The sequence below is a fragment of the Saccharopolyspora gregorii genome (assembly GCF_024734405.1).
In the GTDB taxonomy this organism is placed as follows: Bacteria; Actinomycetota; Actinomycetes; order Mycobacteriales; family Pseudonocardiaceae; genus Saccharopolyspora_C; species Saccharopolyspora_C gregorii.
The window spans coordinates 5,665,074-5,686,872 of the sequence record NZ_CP059556.1 but is presented as its reverse complement, the minus strand read 5'-3'; the positions used below and the strand labels follow the sequence as shown (position 1 = coordinate 5,686,872).

Below are 21,799 nucleotides of genomic sequence, written 5' to 3'. Positions count from 1 at the left end.
CGCTGACGAAACCCCCAGTCACCTCAGCGGCACACCTACCGCCACTCGGCTGCTGTCCGGACCGTTCGGTCGGTTCGCGCGCATCGACCGTCCGTGGCCCGTTCGGCGCAGCCCGTGTCAGAGCATGGCAGGCGACGGCGTGGATGTGTGCTGGCCCGCGTCCGGAGCGTGGTGAAGTACCTGCTCAACGGCGGGTACCGGATTTTCCGGTCCGGATCCGGACCGGAGGAGGACGGGGATGACGGACCGGAAAGCGGGGGCTTCGGCGACGGGCACCGGCGTGCGGGCGCTGTTCGCGGAACGGTTCGCGCTGCTGTACGTGACCGCGGGTGACCCTCCGCTGAAGCGGGTGGCCGACGCCGTGGAGCGGGCCCGGCGGCTCGACGAGCGCGGCAGGCCGATCCGGTCCACCGCTCAGCGGATCAGCGACTGGCGGCGCGGGCGCAACGTGCCCGCCCGGTTCGCCGCGCTCTCCGTGGTGCTCGAAATCCTCATCGGCGAGGCCCGCAAGCACCAACCGCAACCTCCGGTGGAAGGACTGTACGACCTGTCGGCCTGGCGGGCCCGTTGGGAAGAAGCGCTCACCAGCCCGCTGAGCGCTCCCGACCCGGCGCCCGCCGCCGAGGAGAGCGATGCCGCCGAGACCCCGCCCGTCGACGGAGGGCTGTGCCCCTACCGCGGGCTGGCCGCGTTCGGACAGGAGGAGTCCGGTTGGTTCTTCGGGCGGGAGCGCGCGACGACCACGCTGGTGGAACGCCTCGCCGCCGCTGCCGATGAAGGCGGCATCACGATGCTGGTCGGTGCCTCCGGTGCCGGGAAGTCCTCGCTGCTGGGCGCCGGCCTGCTCCCCGCGCTCACCGGAGGGGCGTTGGCCGAGCAAGGCTCCTCGACGTGGCCGGTCCGCACCACCACGCCGGGGGAGGACCCGCTCCGCGCGCTCACCGAGCTGATCCCCGAGCTCAACGAGGTCCTCGCCACCGCCGACCGCCGAGGTGCCGCACCGGGCGCAGCGGACCGGTGCGCCGAGGACGTGGAGGACCCGGGCTCGGAGGACCGGGATGCCGAAGCGGAGTTCCGCTTCGCCGAGTCGGTCCGGGACGCCGTCGGTGCGCACGTGCGCCGCGCCGCCGGCGACGAAGCGCGGCTGGTGCTGGTGGTGGACCAGTTCGAGGAGGCGTTCACGATGTGCCGGGACGAGCGCGCGCGAGCGCTGTTCGTCCAGGTGCTCAACGCCTGCTGCACGACGGGATTCGCGGGCGGCACCCCGCCCGGGCTGGTGGTGCTGGGCTTGCGGGCCGACTTCTACGCCCGCTGCCTGGACTTCCCGGAACTCGCCGAAGCGCTCCAGCACCGGCAGATGGTCCTGGGCGCGATGACCGTCGCCGAGCTGCGGAAGGCCATCACCGGGCCGGCGAAGGCGACCGGGCTGCAGATCGAACCGGGCCTGGTGGACGTGCTGCTGCGCGACCTCGGGGTCAGCGTCGGCCGCGCGTACGGCAAACCGTCCCAGCGGGCCTACGACGCCGGTGCGCTGCCGCTGCTCTCGCACGCGCTGATGGTGACCTGGCAGCGCAGGCAGTCGGGGAAGCTCACCATCGCTGGTTACCGCGCGGCAGGCGGCATCCAGGGCGCGGTGGCGGCCACCGCGGAGCGCGCGTGGGCGGAACTCGCCGAAGGCGGGCAGGCCGCGGCGCGGCAGGTGCTGCTGCGGCTGGTGCACGTCGGCGAGGACACCCAGGACACCCGCAGGCGCGCCACCTACACCGAGATCGTCGAGCACGCCGAACACCGCGACGCCGCGGCACGGGCGCTGAACGTGCTCACCACGGCGCGGCTGGTCACCTTGGACGCCGACTCGGCCGAGATCAGCCACGAAGCCCTGCTGTACGCGTGGCCCCGGCTGCGCAGCTGGATCGACCAGGACCGGGCGGGCAACCTCGCCCGGCAGCGGCTGGAACGGGACGCCGAGTCGTGGCGGCAGGAGGACCGGGACCCTTCGCTGCTGTACCGCGGGGCACGGCTGGAAACGGCCCAGCACTGGGCGGACCAGGTCGGTTCGGCGGAACTGGCGCCGATCAGCCACGAGTTCCTCCACGCGTCGATGCGGCACCGGCGCCGGGCCGGGTGGTTCCGGCGCGGCACGGCGGCCGCGGTGTGCGTGTTCGCCGCGGTCGCCGCCGTGGCGGCCGTGCTCGCCGTGCGGGAACGGGACGACGCCGAGTTCCGCCAGGTGCTGGCGCAGGCCGACCGGCTGCAGGCCGGAGACCCTTCCGCCGCGGCCAAGCTGAACCTGGTGGCCGAGCGGCTGCGGCCGGACGACGAGGGCGTGTACACGCGGCTGCTGTCCACCCAGAACTCGCCGTTGAGCATGCCGGTGCTCGGGCACGAGGGGCCGGTGTACCTGACCACGTTCAGCCCGGACGGGCGCACGCTCGCCACCGCCAGCTACGACGAGACCGTGCGGCTGTGGGACGTCTCCGACCGGATGCACCCGAAGCAGCTGGGCAAGCCGCTGACCGGGTTCGGCAGCTGGGTCACCTCGGCCGTGTTCAGCCCCGACGGCCGGACCCTGGCGGCGGCGGGCGACGACCACCTGGTGCGGCTCTACGACGTGTCCGACCCGGCTCGGCCGGAGTCGCTGGGCCCGCCGATCGGCGGCACCGACGGCACCATCTACCTGCTCGCGTTCAGCCCCGACGGCCGCACGCTGGCCACCGCCAACGAGGACCGGACCGCCCGGCTGTGGAACGTGACCGACCCCGCCCGGCCGGTGCCGTGGGGCGATCCGCTGACCGGGCACTTCGCGCAGGTCCGCACCCTGGCGTTCACCCCGGACGGCCGCACGCTGGCGACCAGCGGTGACGACCGGACCGTCCGGCTGTGGAACGTGGCGGACCCGGCCCGTCCGGCGCCGCTGGGGCAGCCGCTGACCGGGCACACCGGGGGCATGCACACGGTGGCGTTCAGCCCGGACGGCCGGACGCTCGCCTCCGGCAGCTCGGACAAGACGATCCGGTTGTGGGACGTGCACGACCCGGCCCGGGCCGAGCAGCTCGGGCCCGCGCTCATCGGGCACAACGCCCCGGTGTGGTCGGTGAAGTTCAGCCCCGACGGCCGCACGCTGGCCTCGGGCAGCGCGGACAGCTCGGCGCTGCTGTGGAACGTGACCGACCCGGCGAACGCGACCCGGCTGGGGCAAAGCCTCAGCTCGGGCAGCAGCACCGTGTTCGCGGTCGGGTTCAGCCCGGACGGCGCCACCCTGGCGACCGGAGCGGACGACGGCACGGTGCGGCTGTGGTCGCTGCCGGAGCGGATCCTGTCCGGGCACACCGCGCGCGTGAACACCGCGCTGTTCAGCCCGGACGGGCGGACGTTGATCACCGCGGGCGACGACCACACGATGCGGGTGTGGGACGTCTCCACCCGGGTGCCGCGCCAGGTGGCCGGTCCGCTGGAGGTCTACGACGGCCCGGTCGGATCGGTGTACGCGGCGGCGTTCAGACCGGACGGGCGCATCCTGGCCACCGGCGGGGGCTCCGGCACGGTGCGGTTGTGGGACATGCGGGACCGGTCGGCCCCGAAACCGCTCGGGCGGTCGTTCAAGGTCAACACCCGCTACGCGGGCGAGGTGGAGTTCAGCCCGGACGGGCGGACGTTGGTGACCTGCGACGACGACCACAGCGTGCAGCTGTGGAACGTCGCCGATCCCGAGAACCCGGTGCGGGTGGGCGGGCCGCTGACCGGCCACCGCGGCTACATCAACGAGGCGAACTTCAGCCCGGACGGCCGCCTGCTGGCGACGGCGAGCAGCGACGGCACCGTCCGGATGTGGGACGTCTCCGACCGCGCGCACGCGAAGCTGGTGGGGAAACCGCTGGACACGGGCGACACGGAGACCTACACGGCGAGCTTCAGCCCGGACGGGAACACGATCGCCACCGCGGGCCAGGACAAGGCGGTCCGGCTGTGGGACGTCTCGGACCCGGCCGCGCCCCGGCTGCGGGCGAACCCGCTGATCGGGCACACCCAGATCGTCAAGACCGCGGTGTTCAGCCCGGACGGCGAGACGCTGGCCACCGCGGGCGAAGACCGCACCGTCCGGTTGTGGGACGTGTCGGACCCGCAGCGGCCGTCGCCGATCGGCAACAGCGTCGCCGAGCACCAGGCCGCGGTGAACACGGTGTCGTTCAGCCCGGACGGCCGCACCTTCGCCACGTCCAGCGGCGACAACACCGCGCAGCTGTGGGACTTGGACGAGCAGTACGCGATCGACCGCATCTGCGCCACCACCCGCGGGGTGCTGCCGCGCGCGCAGTGGGAGCAGACCATTCCGCAGACCCCGTACTCGCCGCCCTGCACCTGACCGCGGGGCCGCGGCGCGGCGATCAGCGGCCGAACAGCTCCCGCACCCGGTCGCCGAAGCCGAGCACCGCCGCCCGGCACTCCCGCAGCGCGTCCGGGTAGGTGCGGGAGTCGGCGAGCGCGGTGCGCCAGTCGCGGCCGTCGACCACGGGCACGCGGTGGCGGAACCCGTGGAACTTCGACGCGAACGGGTCGACGACCACGACGCGCCGTCCCAGCAAGGTCGCCCAGTAGGCGCCGTGGTACGAGTTCGTCACCACCACCTCGCCGGACGCGAGGAAGTCCAGCGTCTCGCCGAGGTCGTGGTGCCCGTTGGTGAGCATCGGGAACTCGGCGAGGTCGGCGGGGAACGGCAGCTTCCGGTCGCGGTGCCGGTAGGCGACGACGTCGTGGCGAGGTTCGCCCGGATCGTCGAGTTCCGGTAGCAGGGCGCTCGTGCACGGCACCCACTCGCGGCCCCCGGGGCCCGGGCGGTCGCGCAGCCCGACCAGGTCGAACCGGTCCAGGACCTGGAGCTCCTCGATCGAGTGCCGCTCGTTGTTGTTGTGCCCGGCGCCCCAGACGACGAGCTTCGGCGGGCGCAGCGACAGCAGGTGGTCGAGCTGCCGGTCGAAGAACCCGGTGCCGAGGAGCCCGCCGCCGCCGTAGATGACGTGGGCGTGGCGCAACCGGTCCGCGTAGCGCGGGATGTCGTGCTCGATGTCGATGGTGGTGGCGTCCGCCAGCCACGGGAAGTGCTCGACGTGGTCGGACGGCGGACAGGCCATGTCGCCGATGTTGTGCGGGTCGCGGCGGTGCACGACGAAGATCTCGGGCATGTGCGGCGGGGCTCCTCGGCTGCGGTCGTCGATCAGCGGTGCCGGGCGAGGTCGGCGAGTTCGGCCAGCACCGCGGGCAGCACCGCCGCGTCGAGGTGTTCGCGCACGGCGCGGTGGTTCGCGGTGAGCAGCTCGGCGGCCGAGTCGGGGTCGCGCAGCAGCGCCGCGACCTCGCCGACCGCGTCCGGCCCGGGGACGTGCAAGCCGAGGGCGCGGAGCTCGTCGAGCACCGGGTAGGGGCCGGCCACGACGAGCCGTCGGGCGGCGGCGGCCTCGGCGACCGGCAGTCCCCAGCCCTCCCAGGTGGAGGGCAGCAGCACCAGGTCAGCGGCGGCGTACATGTCGGCCTGCTCGGCGACGTGCCCGCGCAGCGGTGCGGGCGCGGTGGCCAGCGCCTCCGCCACCGGCCCGGCGGGCGCGGGTGCGTCGTCGGTGAGCCAGTAGCGCACCGGCCGGCCGAGCCGTTCCCGCAGCTCGGCGGCGATCCGGACCGCGCCGGGGATGTTCTTGTTCGGGCCTTCGGCCCGCGCCGGGTGCAGCACGAGCACCTCGTCCGGTGCCACGCCGAGCCGGGTTCGGGTGCGGTCGCGGTCGCCGTCGGTGAGCCGGTCGACGTGCACCCGGTTGTGCACGACGCGCAGCGCGCCCGTCCGCCGCAGTTCGGGCCAGCGGGCGGCGAACTCGCCCGCGGTGCGCTCGTTGATCAGCACGTGCAGGTGCGCGGGGTGGTGCAGCGGCACCGCGTCTCCGTGCACGACGCGCAGCGGGGTGCCCTGCCAGGCGGGGTCGTGGTGGCGCAGCAGCACCGGTGTCCCGGTGTCCAGCGCGTGCCGCTCCCAGGCGGTGGAGGCGTCCGGGGCGCTCCACAGCGATCCGGCGTTGTCCAGCACCAGCAGGTCGTGCTCGGCGCAGAGGCGTCGGATCGTCGCGTGGTCCACCGGCGGTGGATCACCACCGGGGCGGTCCGCCCACATGCCGGTCACCTCGACGTCGCCGGGTTCCCGGTCGACGAAGTGGCCGGCGGCCCGGGTGACCTGGTGGCCGAGCGCGCGGAACCCGGCCGCCCACTTGGCGGCCTCGATGCTCACGCCGTCGAACCCGCCCAGGCGGTGCGAGACGAGGCACACCCGCATGGGACTCCTTCCCTGGTGCCGTCGTGGTGTCGTGCTCCGATCCGGATTATTGCGAATGCGGCACGCAAGCGGTCTCGACACCGCCGCTTGCGTACAGTCCGCCGCATGCGTCTTCTGGCAACGTTGGGGAGTCTGCGCGCGGTGATCACGGTGTTGGTCGCCATCACCGCTGCGCAGATGGGGCTGGTCGCCTTCGGGAACATCACGGATTTCGGGACGAACGCGGCGTTCGTGCAGCACGTGTTCGCAATGGACACGACGTTCAATTCACCGGACACGATGTGGCGGTCGATCACGCATCCTGGTTTGTCGACGACCGCGTACCTCGTGGTCATCGGCTGGGAAGTGCTGATCACGGTGGTGCTCGTCGCCGCACTCGTCATGTGGCTCCGGTCGCACGCGGATGCGCGGCGCGCGGAGCTCGCGCGCCGGCTGGCGTCGGCGGGCTGGCTGCTGGAGGTGCTGCTGTTCGGCGGCGGTTTCATCGTGATCGGTGGTGAGTGGTTCATGATGTGGCAGTCCGAGAAGTGGAACGGGTTGCAGGCCGCGCTGCAGAACTTGATTATCGCCGCGATCGGCCTGATCCTGGTGCACCTCCCGTCGCGGGAATCCGGAACCGCGACCTGAGCGCGCGGGCGGTCCCGCGCTGAAGAACATCAACTGGGGGCCGGGTGATCGCGGCAGGAGGGCTGCGGTCACCCCGGCTCGAATCGAGCCGATCGGTCGTTTTCGGGGGAAATCGCCCATATCGCGGCGTGCGCGGTAGAAATCCACCGGCGAGAACCGGTGTCCGACGATTACCGTCGAGCACGTGCGAATCGTCTTCTCCAGCCTTTCCGGCCACGGCCACCTGTATCCGCTGATCCCGCTGGCGCGGGCCGCGCGTGCGCACGGCCACGACGTCCTGTTCGCCACCGGCGACCCGTTCCGCGGCACGATCGAGGAGCTCGGACTGCGCTTCGCCGCGGTGGGCGTGCCGATCGGAGCCGGTTTCGCCGCGGCCTCGGGTGGGTCGTCGACGCGGCCGGAACCGGGTTCCGCGGAATGGCTGCGGCTGGTCTCCCTCGTGTTCGGCGCCGAGCTGCCGCGCCGCTACCTGGCCGACCTGCGTCCGGTGCTCGCCGAGTTCAAGCCCGACCTGGTGGTGCACGAAGCGGGCAACCACGGTGCAGGGCTGGCCGCGCGGGAAGCGGGAATTCCCGGCGTGTGCCACGGTTTCGGGCGCCAGTCCCCGGCAAACTACGCGGGTTTCGACCCGGCGCTGCGCTCGGTGGCGGCGGACGCCGGTATCGAACTTCCGGAGGGCGACCTGCGCACCTTGGGAAATCCGTTCCTGGACATCTTCCCGGCTTCGCTGCAACCGGCGGAATTCCTCGAATCGGTGGCGCGCTTCCCGCTGCGTCCCGTCCCGTTCGCGCCGTCCGGCGCACTGCCGCCGGAGGCGGTGGCGGAGCGGTCGCGGCCGCTGGTGTACCTGACGCTCGGCACCGGTTTCGGTGACGCGGCGGTGCTGCGGTCCGCGGTCGACGGGCTGGCCGCGCTGGAGGTGGACGTGCTGGTCGCGGCGGGGCCGAGCGTGCAGGCGGGGGCGTTGGGCGAGCTCCCGCCGAACGTCTCGGTGCACGAGTGGGTGCCGCAGGCGGAGCTGCTGGAGCACGTGGACCTGGTGGTGCACCACGGCGGCAGCGGAACGACGCTGGCCGCGCTCGGGGCCGGGTTGCCGCAGCTATTCTTGCCGCAGGGCGCCGACCAGTTCGGCAACGCCGAGACGATCACCACCGCGGGCGGTGGTGAGCAGCTGCTCGGCGCGGAGGTCACCGCCGAGTCGGTGCGGACCGCGGCCGCGGCGCTGCTGGGCGATTCGCCGCACCGCCGCGTCGCTCGCCGGGTGGCCGCGGAGATCGCCGAGATGCCGAGCCCGGAGCGGGTGGCGGAGCGGCTTCCCGACTTCGCCCGCTGATCGACTTCGACGGCCCGGTCCGCGGTGCGCGAGGTGCGGCCCGGGCCGACACACCGAGGCGCGATGGGCCGGACCGGTGTCGTGGCGGCTCCGTAGAATCGCCCGGTGACTTCCGCGCAGAGCAGTGCCGTCGCCGAACCTGCCGCGCCCGGCGCGCTGGAGGTGCTGCACCGCGTCTTCGGCTACGACTCGTTCCGGGGCCCGCAGCAGGACATCGTCGAGCACGTCGTCGGCGGCGGTGACGCGTTGGTGCTGATGCCGACCGGTGGCGGGAAGTCGTTGTGCTACCAGGTTCCGTCGCTGGTCCGCGACGGCGTGGGCATCGTCGTCTCGCCGCTGATCGCGCTGATGCAGGACCAGGTGGACGCGCTGACCGAGCTCGGGGTGCGCGCCGGGTTCCTCAACTCGACGCAGGACGCCGGGCAGCGCCGCGCCGTGGAGGCCGCGTTCCTGAACGGCGAACTGGACCTGCTGTACCTGGCGCCGGAGCGGCTGCGCGTCGAATCCACGTTGTCCTTGCTGGACAAGGGCGACATCTCGCTGTTCGCGATCGACGAGGCGCACTGCGTGGCGCAGTGGGGCCACGACTTCCGGCCGGACTACCTGGCGCTGTCGATGCTGCACGAGCGCTGGCCGGACGTGCCGCGGATCGCGCTGACCGCGACCGCCACCGAGGCCACCCGCGGGGAGATCGCGACCCGGCTGGACCTGACGCGGGCGCGGCACTTCGTGGCGAGCTTCGACCGCCCGAACATCCAGTACCGCATCGTCGGCAAGAGCGATCCGAAGCGGCAGCTGCTGAACCTGCTGCGCACCGAGCACCCCGGGGACGCGGGCATCGTCTACTGCCTGTCCCGGTCGTCGGTGGAGAAGACCGCCGACTTCCTCAGCCAGAACGGCATCCCGGCGGTGCCGTACCACGCGGGCCTGGACGCGGAGACGCGCGCGGCGCACCAGTCGAGGTTCCTGCGCGAGGACGGGCTGGTGGTGGTGGCGACCATCGCGTTCGGGATGGGCATCGACAAGCCGGACGTGCGGTTCGTGGCGCACCTGGACCTGCCCAAGTCGGTGGAGGGCTACTACCAGGAGACGGGCCGTGCGGGCCGTGACGGGCTGCCGTCCACCGCGTGGCTGGCCTACGGGTTGCAGGACGTCGTCCAGCAGCGCAAGATGATCAATAACTCCGAGGGCGACGACGCGCACCGCAGGCGGCTGGGCGCGCACCTGGATTCGATGCTCGCGCTGTGCGAGACGGTGGAGTGCCGCCGGGTGCAGCTGCTGGCCTACTTCGGCCAGGACGGGGAGCCCTGCGGCAACTGCGACACCTGCCTGAACCCGCCGGAGTCCTGGGACGGCACGATCGCCGCGCAGAAGCTGCTCTCCACGGTGTACCGGCTGCTGCACGAGCGTCGGCAGAAGTTCGGCGCGGGGCACGTCGTGGACATCCTGCTCGGCAAGCGCAACGACAAGGTCCAGCAGTTCCGGCACGACGAGCTCACCGTGTTCGGCGTCGGCGCGGATCTGAAGGAAGCGGAGTGGCGGGGCGTGGTGCGCCAGCTGCTGGCCCAGGGCCTGCTGGCGGTGGAGGGCGACTACGGCACGCTGGTGCTCACCGAGGCGAGCGGCGCGGTGCTGTCCCGGGAACGCGAGGTGCGGTTGCGGCGCGAGCCGGAGAAGGCCGCGAAGGAACCGAAGCAGGCCAAGGCCCGCAAGTCCGAGCAGGTCGAGCTGCCCGCCGAGGCGGCCCCGCTCTTCGAGCGCCTCCGCGCCTGGCGCGCGGCCACCGCGAAGGAGCAGGGCGTGCCCGCCTACGTGATCTTCCACGACGCGGTGCTGCGCCAGGTCGCGGCCCAGCGCCCGGCCACACTCGACGAGCTGGGTGCGATCAGCGGCGTGGGCCAGAACAAGCTGGCCAAGTACGGCCGGTCACTCCTGGACGTGCTGGAAGAGGAGTGAGCGGGGCGGTCCCGGATCAGCTTCCGGGGCCGCCCGTGGACCTCGCCCTGCGTGCGGCGCTGCCGCTCGATCCGGCGCCATCCCGGCGTGGTGCCGAGGTTCGCGCGACGAGATCGGTCGCACGCGGCTCGCGCCGGACGTTCCGCGACCGCGCCATCACCCTCCGTGGTAATACCCCGCCCCGCCTCGACCGGGTCGTCGGGCATGGCACCCTGGTAGGGCTGAGGCCGGTGCGCACAGGGCGGGCGCGGCCGTGCGAGCGGGCCCGGGACGATCGCCGGGCGATGACCAGGAGTGGTTGAGTGTTCGACTTTATCCTCTATCCCGTGTCGGCCATCTTGTGGTTCTGGCACAGGGTTTTCGGCACCGTGCTGGGGCCGGACAACGGGTTCGCCTGGGCCTTGTCGGTGTTCTTCCTGGTGTTCACGCTGCGCGTGGTGCTGCTCAAGCCGGCGATCAGCCAGATGCGCGCCGGCCGGAAGATGGCGAAGTTCTCCCCGCAGATCCAGAAGCTGCGGGAGAAGTACAAGAACGACAAGCAGCGCATGGCGCAGGAGATGCAGAAGCTGCAGTCCGAGCACGGGGTGAACCCGATCGGCGGCTGCCTTCCCGCTCTGCTGCAGATCCCGGTGTTCCTGAGCCTGTTCCACGTGCTGCGCGGGTTCACGCCGCAGGCGCAGAGCAACTACATCTTCGACCGCGCCGGGGTCGAGTCGTTCATCAACGCCGACATCTTCGGCGCGAAGCTCGGCAACTGGCTGAGCCAGCCCGCCGCGGTCCTCGAAGCCTTCGGCACCACGCGGCTGAACATGATCGCGGTCGGCCTGCCGCTGATGGTGATCGCGTCCATCGCGACGTTCACCACGATGCGCATGTCGATGAAGCGCCAGACCGACGCCTCGATGGCCAACCCGCAGACGGCCATGATGGGCAAGTTCATGATGTACGTCGCGCCGGTCGGCACGCTGTTCTCCGGCTGGGTGCTGCCGATCGCGATCGTCCTGTACTTCATGGCGAACAACATCTGGACGCTGGGCCAGCAGCACTTCCTGAGCAACAAGATCGACCGCGAGCAGGAGCGGGAGAAGCAGAAGGAGCTGGCGGCGAAGAAGGACGCGCCGCGGCCGAAGCCGGGGCAGAAGCCCGGCCAGGTGAAGAAGGCGGAGGAGACCGCCGACAGCGAGTCCGGCGGCGAGGACTCGGCCGCTTCGGCCACCGCCGTGAACGGCGCCAAGGCCACCGCGAACTCCGGCGGGGGCGGTGGCAACCGGCGCCCGCAGCAGAAGAAGCGACCGGGCAAGCAGGCGGCTTCGGCGAAGAAGGGCCAGAAGAAGCGGCGCTAGCCGGGCCGGTCCTGGACGCACGAAGAGCGGGGTTCCCGACGTGGGAACCCCGCTCTCGTCGTAGCACTGGCCTCGATCAGGCCGGGGTGGCCACCACGATCCGGTTCTCGTCGTAGCCGAGGTCACCGCCCACGTACCGGCCACCGCAGGTGACCAGCACGAGCCGGTGTTCGCCGCCCTGGCCGAACAGCTCGGCGGCGCGGGCGGGCAGTTCCTCCTTGGACAGCGTGACGATCTCGGAGACCTGGTAGCGGTGCTCCGCCCCGTCGTCGTCGACGACGGTGACCAGCTGGTCGGGGGCGGAGTCCCACAGCTCTTCGAACGGGCCGACCGCTCCCTTCCAGTTCACGTGCCCGGCCAGCACCGTCGCGCCTTTCGGGGAGTCCAGCCCGGCACCCCACCACGTGGCTTCGTCGACGCCGTCCGGCACCGGGAGGGTGCCGCTGCGGTCGAGTTCCTTGCGCACCAGCTCCGCCTGGCCGCCCTGCGGCAGCCGGACGGTTCCCGGCGGTTGCCCCGCCGGGACGTGCACCGGCTGCGGCGGCAGGTCCGCGGCCTGCACGGGCGCCGGTGCCGGTTCGACCGCGGCCGCCCGGGGCGCCGCGGCCGGTTCCTCGGTGCGCAGCACCATGCCCGCCACGACGGCCACCACCGCGACGAGCGCGACCACGCCGGCCAGGGCCAGCGTGATCAGGCGCCGCTTCGGCGCGGTCAACGCTCACCCGCCGTCGCGAGCCGCTTGCGCCACGCCACGCCACCGGCGACCGCGGTCCCGGTGAGCGCCAGCGCACCCAGACCCAGCAGGCCGGGGGAGACGGCACCGTCGCCACCGGCGGCGCTCAGCTCCACCACGCCACCGCTGGTGCCCGGGTCACCGGCCGGGATGAAGATCGGCACGGTGGGGGTGTTGGCCTTGTTCGTCACGGTGAGCGCCAGCGTGCCGCCGGGTTCGACGGTGCCCGCGACCGACGGCGGGTTCGCCGCGTCGAAGGCCTCCTCGTAGCCCTTCGCGGGCGCCACCTCGGTGATCATGATCTCTTGCGGGGTGCGCAGGTCCGCGATCTCGACCGTGCCCTGGTCGCCGGTGGTGACCACGGCGGGCTGCCCGTCGGGACCGGTGAGCTCGGTGCCGTCCTGCTTCAGCGCCGGCTTGCCGTCGGGCAGGCTGACCCGCAGCGCGACACCGGCGATGCCCGCGCCGCTCTCCTCGTCGATCTTGCCGACGGCGACCTTGCCGGGCGCGGTGACCGCGGTGGTGACGTCCTCGACCTTGACCTGGTCCTCCCCGCCGGTGGACACCACGCGCTGCACACCGTCCGGGTTCTCGACGGCCTGCTGCACGTAGGGGCGTTCGGCGGGAGTGGACAGCTCCCCTTCGACCTTCGGATTCGGCCCGGTGGGCGTCACCTTCAGGGTGAGCGGGTCGCCGCTGTCCGGCGTGGTGATCGTGCCGTCCTCGTCGAGGCCTTCGACCTCGGCGTCGGTGGCGGTGATCTTCACCGGGACGCCGGTGACGCCGGTGCCGTCCGGGTGCTCGACGGTGACGGTCCAGTCCGCGGCCTCACCGATGACCTGCTCCTGCTCGGGAGCGGTCAGCGAGGCCTCCCACGGTCCGCGGTTCTTCTCCGCGTCCGCGCGCAGCTGCTCCACGGCGTCTTTGGCGCCCTGCGGCAGCTTGCCGAGCTGGAAGTCGATGTCGTAGCCGATCTCCTGGAACGGCTTGCCCGGGTCGAGGTCGCTGGGGTCGCGGGGCGCGGAGGTCCACGAGTGCAGCAGGTGCGCGAGCGCCGCCGCCTCGTCCGCGTCCTGCGTGTTGCCGTAGCGCAGCAGCAGGTAGGAGATGTTCGCCGCCACGTCGTCCGGTAGCGGGTCACCCCACTTGGTGAGCAGTTCGTCGCCCGGCTCGTACTGCTCGCCGGTGTCCGGCGCCTTCAGCGCGAACCGGACGCACCACACCTGCTTGTCGCCGACGATGTAGGAGCCGAGCCAGTCCCGGTCGCGCTCGATGCCCGCGTAGGGCTGTCCCGGTGTCGTCTCGTGGCCTATCCCTTCCTCCGGCGCGGCGATGGCCGTTCCCGTGGTCGCCAGCAGTCCGCTGCCGGCGAGCACAGCGGAACCCACCGCCGCTGTGATCAACTTCCTGAACGTGCGCATGCATGCTCCAGTCTCGGTCTGGGAGATCAGGGCGTCGGCGTGCTTGCTCTCCGGCGCGCACCACCGCGATGTGGTGCGGACCGGGTGCGGAAGCCCCCGACACGGCACACGGACACCCGAGCCGCATCCTTCCGATCACTCAGGGTGGCCACAAGGGGCCAACCGATCTATTCGCGGCCATGACGCGCCGCGTTTTTCCCAGCCGGATTTCGCCGGTCCTCACTCGTTCGGTCGCAGCGCAGCACCCGTTCACGAGCCGACCAGGCACGCGCGGCGACACCTGTGAAAGGTTGCGACGTTCCGTGACCGGATTTTCGCCAGTTGGCCGCGCGCGGGCGGGCACGGAAACCGGGGGCGGAGCCGCCCGTCGCGGCGGGGGTAAAGTCTGCTTTACCCGCAGGGAACCGACCGGCAGCTTCGGTCGTTGTACCGGAGACGGCGCAAAGCACGCCCAGGAGGACGAGTTGCGCACTACGAGCAACCCAGCGTTCAAGAACCTGCCGAGCAACGGCGGGTACGCGAACTTCAACCACGGCCAAGGCGGCTTCGGCGCGCCCGGCCAGGCACCGGCCGCGCCGCCGCAGGCGACGCGTCCGATGACCATCGACGACGTGGTCACCAAGACGGCGATCACGCTCGCGCTGACCATCGCGACCGGTGCGGCGACCTACGTCTCCGGCCTGTACGCGCTCGCGCTGCCCGCGGCGATCATCGGTCTGGTGCTGTCGCTGGTCATCATCTTCAAGAAGAAGGTCAGCCCCGCCCTCGTGATCGCCTATGCGGCGGTCGAGGGCGTGTTCCTCGGTGGCATCAGCTACGTCATCGGCGGTGCGGTCGACAACTTCACCGGCGGCGGTGGCTCCGGGATCATCATGCAGGCCATCGCGGGCACCATGGGCGTGTTCGCGGCCATGCTCGTGGTCTACAAGACCGGCGCCATCCGAGTCACGCCGAAGCTGACCAAGTGGATCATCGGCGCGGCGGCCGGTGTGGCGATCCTGATGCTGCTGAACCTGGTCGCCGGCTTCTTCACCGCCGGCGGGCTGGGGCTGCGCGACGGCGGGCCGCTCGCCATCGTGTTCAGCCTGGTGTGCATCAGCATCGCCGCGTTCAGCTTCCTGCTGGACTTCGACGCCGCCGACAAGGCCATCAAGAGCGGGGTGGACGCCAAGTTCGCCTGGTACGTGGCCTTCGGCCTGATGACCACCCTGGTCTGGCTGTACCTGGAGATCCTGCGACTGCTGTCGTACTTCCAGAACGACTAGCACCCGGGACGCGAAAGGGCCTCCCTCCGCGAGGAGGGAGGCCCTTTCCCATGCTCCGAACCCTGTCAGCGGCGAAGCCGATGAGCAGCGACCACCTGAGCAACCGGCATCGCCGCGGGTTCTCAGCGGTTTCCTCGCGAGGACAGCGTTCTCGCATGTGGCGGAGCCACCTGTGAAAACGATCCCGCAGCGAGGGAGCCGCTGAGGTTCCGCCCCCCGCCCGCTTCAGCAGCGCGAGCGAGGCAGCCGGCTCAGCTGAGGCGTTCGAGGACCATGGCCATGCCTTGTCCCCCGCCCACGCACATCGTCTCCAGGCCGAACTGCTTGTCGTGCCACTGCAGCGAGTTGATCAGCGTGGTGGTGATGCGCGCACCGGTCATGCCGAACGGGTGGCCCACCGCGATGGCGCCGCCGTTGACGTTCAGCTTCTCCAGCGGGATGCCGAGGTCCTGGTAGGACGGGATGACCTGCGCGGCGAACGCCTCGTTGATCTCCACCAGGTCGATGTCCCCGATGCCGAGCCCGGCCCGCCGCAGCGCCTGCTCGGAGGCTTCCACCGGCCCGAGGCCCATGATCTCGGGGGACAGCCCGGACACGCCGGTGGACACGACGCGGGCCAGCGGCGTGAGGCCGAGCTGCTTGGCCTTCACGTCGCTCATGACGACGAGCGCGGCGGCGCCGTCGTTGAGCGAGCAGCAGTTGCCCGCGGTGATCCGGCCGTCGGGGCGGAACACCGGCTTGAGCCCGGACACGGCTTCCTTGGTGACCCCGGCGCGCGGCCCGTCGTCGGTGTCGACGATGGTGCCGGACGGCGTGGTGACGGGGGTGATCTCGCGGGCCCAGAAGCCGTCGGCGATGGCCTTCTCCGCGAGGTTCTGCGAGCGGACCCCGAACTCGTCCATCTCGTCGCGGCCGATGCCCTTGGCGCGCGCCAGGTTCTCCGCGGTCTGGCCCATCGGGATGTAGACGTCGGGCACCTCGCCGAACTCGCGCGGGTCGACCCACTTGTCGGCGCCCTGCTCGGCGGTGGCCTTGGTGCGGGCTTCGGCGTCGGCGAACACCGGGTTCTGCGTGTCGTCCAGCGAGTCCGAGTTGCCCTTCGCGAACCGGGACACGGCTTCCACCCCGGCGCTGATGAACACGTCGCCTTCCCCGGCCTTGATGGCGTGCAGCGCCATCCGCGTCGTCTGCAGGCTCGACGAGCAGTACCGGGTGATGGTGGTGCCGGGCAGGTGGTCGTAGCCGAGCAGCACGGAGACGACGCGGCCCATGTTGAAGCCCTGCTCGCCGCCGGGGAGACCGCAGCCGAGCATCAGGTCGTCGATCTCCGCCGGGTCCAGTTCCGGCACCTTGTCCAGGGCGGCGCGCACCATCTGCGCGGCGAGGTCGTCGGGGCGCACATCGACCAGGGAACCCTTGCCTGCGCGGCCGATGGGCGAGCGCGCGGCGGACACGATCACTGCTTCGGGCATGCGGGAACTCCTTCGTTCGCCTACGGGGTCGCGGCGCCGACCGCGAGGTCGACTACTCGCGCCACTGTAAGACCGACACCGGCCCGGACGTGCTGAGACGACCGTCACCAGCAACTCGGCGGGAGCGCCGTCGGCAGGCCGGTCAGCTGCCGGGGTGCCTGCCGAAGCGCTGGTTCAGCCGGGCGACGACGCGGCTGGTGGGGCGCCTGGCCTCGGCGGCGGAGGAGCGGACCGGCGGCTGCGGTACCGGCGGCCCGTGCCATTCGCCGATCGCCGAGCACAGCGCGGGCAGCAGCAGTCCGGCGGCGGCCTCGTACCCGGCGGCCGACGGGTGGAACCGGTCGGGGCTGAACAGCTCCTGCGGGCGGGTGAGGAATTCGGGGGAGAGCAGGTCGGCCAGCGGCACCGCGAACCCGCCCGCTTCTTCCACGGCGCGCCGTTGCGCGCGGCCCAGCGCGAGGCTCCACGAGGAGGCCACCGACCGCAGCGGCTGCGGGATGGGCCGGATCGCCCCCAGATCGGGGCAGGTGCCGACGACCACGCCGACACCCGCTTCGCGCAGCCGGGCGACCGCGTCGCCGAGCAGCGCGGCGCATTCGGCCACGGATTGCCGGGCGGTCACGTCGTTCGCGCCGATGATGATCAGGGCGAGCCGCGGTGGCACCACGAGCGATGCCTCGACCTGCGCGGCCAGGTCCCGCGAGGTGGAGCCCACGATGGCGTAGGTCGTCAGCTCGACGGGGTTCTCCAGTTCGGCGGCGACGCCGCGGGCGATCCGCACCCCGGGCAGCTCGTCGGGGGTGTCCACGCCGAGCCCGGCGGCCGAGGAGTCCCCGAGCACCGCGAACAGGAGCGGGGCCGCACCGGTGGGGGAGGCGGCGACGGGGCCGGTGCCGTCCGGCAGGTGCACCCCGTCGGCGCGGAACGGCACCCCGGTCGGCTCGCCGATCGCGCGGCGCGCGTACCAGGACTGCCCGTTGAGCAGGCCGTACGCGGCGCCGGACACCCCGCCGACGGCTCCCGCCGCCACCAGTGCCAGCCGCAGCATCCGCGTCCCGACCATGACCGCTCCTCCTCGCGCCACACCGACGCTCCGCGAATTCTCGTCCTGTACATGAATACGCCCTCAGCCGGGAAAACGTTCCCACCGGGCCGCCGCGTCGGGCGATCCGGGCGGCGCGCCCAGGGACCACCCGTGCGCCACGAGCCGGGAAACCGCCGCTTAGGCTCAGCCGCACAACGTCGCGGAGAGCGAAAGGGACTCGCTGTGGACTACGTCGAGCACGTGATCGACCTCGTCGGCAACACCCCGCTGGTGCGGTTGAACTCGCTGGCGGGATCGGCTTCGACGCCGGTGCTGGCGAAGGTCGAATACCTGAACCCCGGCGGCAGCGTCAAGGACCGCATCGCGCTGCGCATGGTGGAGGCGGCGGAGGAGTCCGGCGAGCTGAAGCCGGGCGGCACCATCGTCGAGCCGACCTCCGGCAACACCGGCGTGGGCTTGGCGATGGTGGCCCAGCGCAAGGGCTACCGCTGCGTGTTCGTCTGCCCGGACAAGGTCAGCGAGGACAAGCGGGCCGTGCTGGAGGCCTACGGCGCCGAGGTCGTGGTGTGCCCGACCGCGGTGCCGCCGGAGCACGCCGAGTCGTACTACAGCGTCTCGGACCGGCTGGTCACCGAGATCGACGGCGCGTGGAAGCCGAACCAGTACGCCAACCCCGCGAACCCGGAGTCGCACTACGCGAGCACCGGCCCGGAGATCTGGCGGCAGACCGAGGGCCGGATCACGCACTTCGTGGCGGGCATCGGGACCGGCGGCACCATCTCCGGCATCGGCCGGTACCTCAAGGAGGTCTCCGGCGGCAAGGTCAAGATCATCGGGGCGGACCCGGAGGGTTCCGTGTACTCCGGAGGCGGCGGACGGCCGTACCTCGTGGAAGGCGTCGGCGAGGACTTCTGGCCGACGACCTACGACCGGAACATCTGCGACGAGATCGTGCCGGTCTCGGACGCCGACTCGTTCACCATGACCCGCGCCCTCGCCCGGGAGGAGGCGCTGCTCGTCGGCGGTTCCTGCGGGATGGCGGCGGCCGCCGCGCTGCGCGTCGCCGAGAGCACCGGGCCGGACGACGTGGTCGTGGTGCTGCTGCCCGACGGCGGCCGCGGCTACCTGGGCAAGGTCTTCAACGACTCGTGGATGGCGAAGTACGGCTTCCTGTCCCCGGACCACGCGGGCGGCGCCATCAAGGACGTGCTGCTGCGCAAGGACGGCACCCTCCCCGAACTCGTCCACGTTCACCCGAACGAGACCGTCGCCGAGGCGGTGGCGATCCTGCGCGAGTTCGGCGTGTCCCAGATGCCGGTCGTCAACGCGGAACCGCCGGTCATGGTCGCCGAGATCGCCGGTGCGGTGAACGAACGGGACCTGCTGGACGCGCTGTTCGCCGGCCGCGCGCAGCTCGCCGACCGCATCGAACAGCACATGTCCCCGCCGCTGCCCACCATCGGCGCAGGCGAGGAGGTCAGCGCTGCGATGGCGGCGCTGACCGACGCGGACGGGGCGATGGTGCTCATCGGCGGCAAACCGGCCGGTGTCGTCACGCGCCAGGACGTCCTCGCCTTCATCGCCGGGCGTTGACTTCTGGTCACGAACGGCCGCTACGCTGCGACACATCGGATAGCGTGTGCACGATCAACACGCTCCGCAGATCCACGTTCCACGCCCAAGGGGGTCAGGAAACCCGATGAGCTCTCCGCAGCCGCCGGACGGCGGTCAGCAGGGACAGCAACCGCAGGGACCGGACTCGGAGGCCCAGGCCGCCGAGTCGAAGATCGGTTCCCAGCTGGACCCGCAGACCCCGGCCACCGACCAGTCCTCCGGCGCGGACGCCACTCAGGTCGTCCGCCCCGCGCAGACGGAGCAGGCCGCGGACCAGCCGTCCGCGGACGCCACGCAGGTGGTGCGCCCGCAGCAGACCGGTGGGGACTCCACCCAGGTCGTGCCGCCGTCGATGCAGCCCGCGCAGCCGATGTACGAGCAGCCGGGACTCGCCGGGCAGGGCGGCGAGGCCGCCACCCAGATGGTGCCGCCGTCGGCTCAGCCCCCGCAGCCGATGTACAGCCAGCCGGGCACGCAGAGCCAGCCCGGTGGCTTCCCGCAGCAGCCCCCGCAGGCCGGTACTCCCGGCGGTGGGTTCCCGGCGCCGCAGGCCGGCTTCGGCGCGCCGCCGCCGCAGGCCGGGCCGGGTGGCTACGGGCAGCCGGGTGCGGGGAACGGCATGCTCGCCAAGGTCACCGGCTGGGTGGCCGCCGTCCTCGGTGGGCTCAACGTGCTCTTCTCCCTCATCGGGATGTTCATCCCCGGGATCGGGTTCCCGGGCGGATTGGCGCTGCTGAGCCTCCTCGGCGTGATCGTGATGACGGTCGGCGGTGTGTTCCTGATCCTGCGCCAGCAGCTCGGGCCGTACTTGACCGCAGGCGGAGCGGGTCTCACCGCGTTGATCTCGTTGATCACCGCGATCGCTTTCGCCACGACCGTGCCACTGCTCATCGGCTACATCCTCGGCGCGATCATCCCGATCGCCATTGCTGTGCTGGCGGTGCTGCCCGCCACCCGCGAGTGGATCGCCGCCGCGCCCGCCGCCGAGGGCGGCCCGCAGCCTGGTTTCGCCGGGCAGCCCTACGCGGCCCAGCCGCAGTTCGGGCAGCCGGGCCAGCCCCCGTACGGCCAGCCGAACCCCTACGGCCAGCCCGGCCAGCAGTTCGGGCAGCCGAACCCGTACGGCCAGCCGGGGCAGCCGCAGCCGGGCCAGCCGTACGGCCAGCCCCAGTACGGCCAGCCGCAGCCGGGCCAGCAGCCGTACGGCCAGCCGCCGCAGTACGGCCAGCCCTACGGCCAGCCGCAGCCCGGACAACCCCCGTACGGCCAGCCCCCGCAGTACGGGCAGCAGCCCGGTGGGTATCCGCAGCAGCCGGGGCAGCAGCCCCCGCAGTGGTGATCCGCTGATCCAGCCGCGACGGCCCACGACCCTCCGGTCGTGGGCCGTCGTCCTGCGCGGGCACCGGTGGGACGGCCACCTGCCGAACGGCGGATGCCCGTGTGGTCCGTACGCTGCGGTGCATGAGTGATGGCTTCGCCACCCGCGCGATTCACGCGGGACAGCAACCCGATCCGACGACCGGTTCGGTGATCGTGCCCATCCACGCGACCTCGACCTACGCCCAGGACGGCGTGGGCGGGATGCGCGCCGGGTACGAGTACTCGCGCACCGGCAACCCCACCCGCACCGCGCTGGAGCAGTGCCTCGCGGAGCTGGAGGGCGCCAAGCACGGCAGGGCGTTCTCCTCGGGGATGGCGGCCACGGACGCGGTGCTGCGCGGCGCGCTGCGCCCCGGCGACCACGTGATCATCCCGGACGACGCCTACGGCGGCACGTTCCGGCTGATCGACAAGGTCCTCACCGAGTGGGGCGTGCAGTACACGCCGGTGCCGGTGTCCGACGTGGACGCGGTGCGCGCGGCGGTCCGGCCGGAGACGAAGGTGCTCTGGGTCGAGACGCCCACGAACCCGCTGCTGACCATCGCCGACATCGCCGCGCTGGCCCAGGTCTCGCGGGACGCCGGGGTGAAGCTCGTGGTGGACAACACCTTCGCCTCGCCGTACCTGCAGCGCCCGCTGGAGCTGGGCGCGGACGTGGTGGTGCACTCCACCACCAAGTACCTCGGCGGCCACTCCGACGTGGTCGGGGGCGCGGTGCTCACCTCCGACGACGAGCTGGCGAGCTCGGTGGCGTTCCTGCAGAACACCGCCGGTGCGGTGCCGGGCCCGTTCGACGCGTGGCTGACGCTGCGCGGAGTGAAGACCCTCGCGGCCCGGATGGACCGGCACAGCGCGAACGCCGGGCGCATCGCCGCCGCGCTGCGCGAGCACCCGAAGGTCTCGAAGGTCTACTACCCGGGCCTGCCCGAGCACCCGGGCCACGAGGTCGCGGCCAAGCAGATGCACGGCTTCGGCGGCATGATCTCGTTCACCCACGTGGACGGCGAGCAGGCCGCACTGGAGGTGTGCGCGAAGACCCGGCTGTTCACCCTCGCCGAGTCGCTCGGCGGCGTCGAGTCGCTGATCGAGCACCCCGGCAAGATGACGCACGCGAGCACCGCCGGTTCGGTGCTGCAGGTGCCCGCGGAGCTGGTCCGGTTGTCCGTCGGCATCGAGGACCCCGACGACCTGGTGGAAGACCTCCTGTCCGCCCTCTGAGCGGGTAATTGCCCGTTCCCCTGTTGCGCGGGGGTGGGGTGGCGGAACCTCAGCTGCCTTCTCGCTGCGGGATCGTTTT

General features: G+C 72.0%; 15 protein-coding genes. 9 read left to right on the top strand and 6 right to left on the bottom strand.

Translation table 11 applies throughout. The features are described from left to right. Positions 1 to 238: 238 nt before the first annotated feature. The gene (locus H1226_RS24880; RefSeq protein WP_258343279.1) at positions 239 to 4,363 is read left to right on the top strand and encodes an nSTAND1 domain-containing NTPase; all 4,125 of its coding nucleotides are present in this window, start codon (positions 239 to 241) and stop codon (positions 4,361 to 4,363) included. 22 nt (positions 4,364 to 4,385) lie between these two features. Here H1226_RS24880 and H1226_RS24875 read toward each other — a convergent pair whose 3' ends face one another. Together H1226_RS24875 and H1226_RS24870 are read right to left on the bottom strand one after the other, a co-directional pair. Next, positions 4,386 to 5,180, bottom strand: coding sequence for a polysaccharide pyruvyl transferase family protein (locus H1226_RS24875; RefSeq protein WP_258343277.1), 795 nt, complete (start codon positions 5,178 to 5,180; stop codon positions 4,386 to 4,388). Positions 5,181 to 5,212: 32 nt separating this feature from the next. Continuing rightward, positions 5,213 to 6,313, bottom strand: a complete 1,101-nt coding sequence (locus H1226_RS24870) for a glycosyltransferase (protein WP_258343276.1) — start codon at positions 6,311 to 6,313, stop codon at positions 5,213 to 5,215. A gap of 87 nt (positions 6,314 to 6,400) precedes the next feature. Here H1226_RS24870 and H1226_RS24865 point away from each other — a divergent pair, with 87 nt between their 5' ends. From H1226_RS24865 to yidC, 4 genes are all read left to right on the top strand, one after another. Then, positions 6,401 to 6,940 (top strand): DUF2165 domain-containing protein, encoded by a 540-nt coding sequence (locus H1226_RS24865; RefSeq protein ID WP_258343275.1) that lies wholly within the window; start codon positions 6,401 to 6,403, stop codon positions 6,938 to 6,940. Between the two features lie 184 nt (positions 6,941 to 7,124). Next, positions 7,125 to 8,273, top strand: coding sequence for a glycosyltransferase (locus tag H1226_RS24860; protein ID WP_258343273.1), 1,149 nt, complete (start codon positions 7,125 to 7,127; stop codon positions 8,271 to 8,273). Positions 8,274 to 8,378: 105 nt separating this feature from the next. Further along, entirely contained in the window at positions 8,379 to 10,229 is a 1,851-nt protein-coding gene (gene recQ, locus H1226_RS24855; protein WP_258343270.1) for a DNA helicase RecQ, read from the top strand. 326 nt (positions 10,230 to 10,555) lie between these two features. Further along, entirely contained in the window at positions 10,556 to 11,572 is a 1,017-nt protein-coding gene (yidC, locus tag H1226_RS24850; protein ID WP_373689984.1) for a membrane protein insertase YidC, read from the top strand. Positions 11,573 to 11,648: 76 nt separating this feature from the next. On the opposite strand, the gene H1226_RS24845 is transcribed toward yidC, so the two are convergent. Together H1226_RS24845 and H1226_RS24840 are read right to left on the bottom strand one after the other, a co-directional pair. Continuing rightward, positions 11,649 to 12,287 carry a class F sortase gene (locus H1226_RS24845; RefSeq protein WP_258343263.1) on the bottom strand — a complete coding sequence of 213 codons (639 nt, stop codon included), beginning with the start codon at positions 12,285 to 12,287 and terminating at the stop codon, positions 11,649 to 11,651. Further along, the gene (locus tag H1226_RS24840; RefSeq protein WP_258343262.1) at positions 12,284 to 13,726 is read right to left on the bottom strand and encodes a collagen binding domain-containing protein; all 1,443 of its coding nucleotides are present in this window, start codon (positions 13,724 to 13,726) and stop codon (positions 12,284 to 12,286) included. The genes H1226_RS24845 and H1226_RS24840 overlap by 4 nt, the downstream gene beginning before the upstream one ends. Before the next feature lie 464 nt (positions 13,727 to 14,190). Here H1226_RS24840 and H1226_RS24835 point away from each other — a divergent pair, with 464 nt between their 5' ends. Beyond that, positions 14,191 to 14,991 carry a Bax inhibitor-1/YccA family protein gene (locus H1226_RS24835; RefSeq protein ID WP_258343260.1) on the top strand — a complete coding sequence of 267 codons (801 nt, stop codon included), beginning with the start codon at positions 14,191 to 14,193 and terminating at the stop codon, positions 14,989 to 14,991. 251 nt (positions 14,992 to 15,242) lie between these two features. On the opposite strand, the gene H1226_RS24830 is transcribed toward H1226_RS24835, so the two are convergent. Both H1226_RS24830 and H1226_RS24825 read right to left on the bottom strand, forming a co-directional pair. Beyond that, the gene (locus H1226_RS24830) at positions 15,243 to 16,463 is read right to left on the bottom strand and encodes an acetyl-CoA C-acetyltransferase (protein ID WP_258343251.1); all 1,221 of its coding nucleotides are present in this window, start codon (positions 16,461 to 16,463) and stop codon (positions 15,243 to 15,245) included. Between the two features lie 142 nt (positions 16,464 to 16,605). Then, positions 16,606 to 17,526, bottom strand: a complete 921-nt coding sequence (locus H1226_RS24825; protein ID WP_258343244.1) for an SGNH/GDSL hydrolase family protein — start codon at positions 17,524 to 17,526, stop codon at positions 16,606 to 16,608. Positions 17,527 to 17,730: 204 nt separating this feature from the next. Here H1226_RS24825 and H1226_RS24820 point away from each other — a divergent pair, with 204 nt between their 5' ends. The 3 genes from H1226_RS24820 to H1226_RS24810 all read left to right on the top strand — a co-directional run bounded on the left by H1226_RS24820 (position 17,731) and on the right by H1226_RS24810 (position 21,720). Beyond that, a complete protein-coding gene (locus tag H1226_RS24820; RefSeq protein ID WP_224958940.1) occupies positions 17,731 to 19,101 on the top strand; it encodes a cystathionine beta-synthase in 1,371 nt (456 codons plus the stop codon). A gap of 106 nt (positions 19,102 to 19,207) precedes the next feature. Then, positions 19,208 to 20,461 (top strand): hypothetical protein, encoded by a 1,254-nt coding sequence (locus tag H1226_RS24815; RefSeq protein ID WP_258343240.1) that lies wholly within the window; start codon positions 19,208 to 19,210, stop codon positions 20,459 to 20,461. Positions 20,462 to 20,583: 122 nt separating this feature from the next. Continuing rightward, on the top strand, positions 20,584 to 21,720 hold the full coding sequence (locus H1226_RS24810; RefSeq protein WP_258343238.1) for a cystathionine gamma-synthase: 1,137 nt from the start codon (positions 20,584 to 20,586) through the stop codon (positions 21,718 to 21,720). Positions 21,721 to 21,799 lie beyond the last annotated feature (79 nt).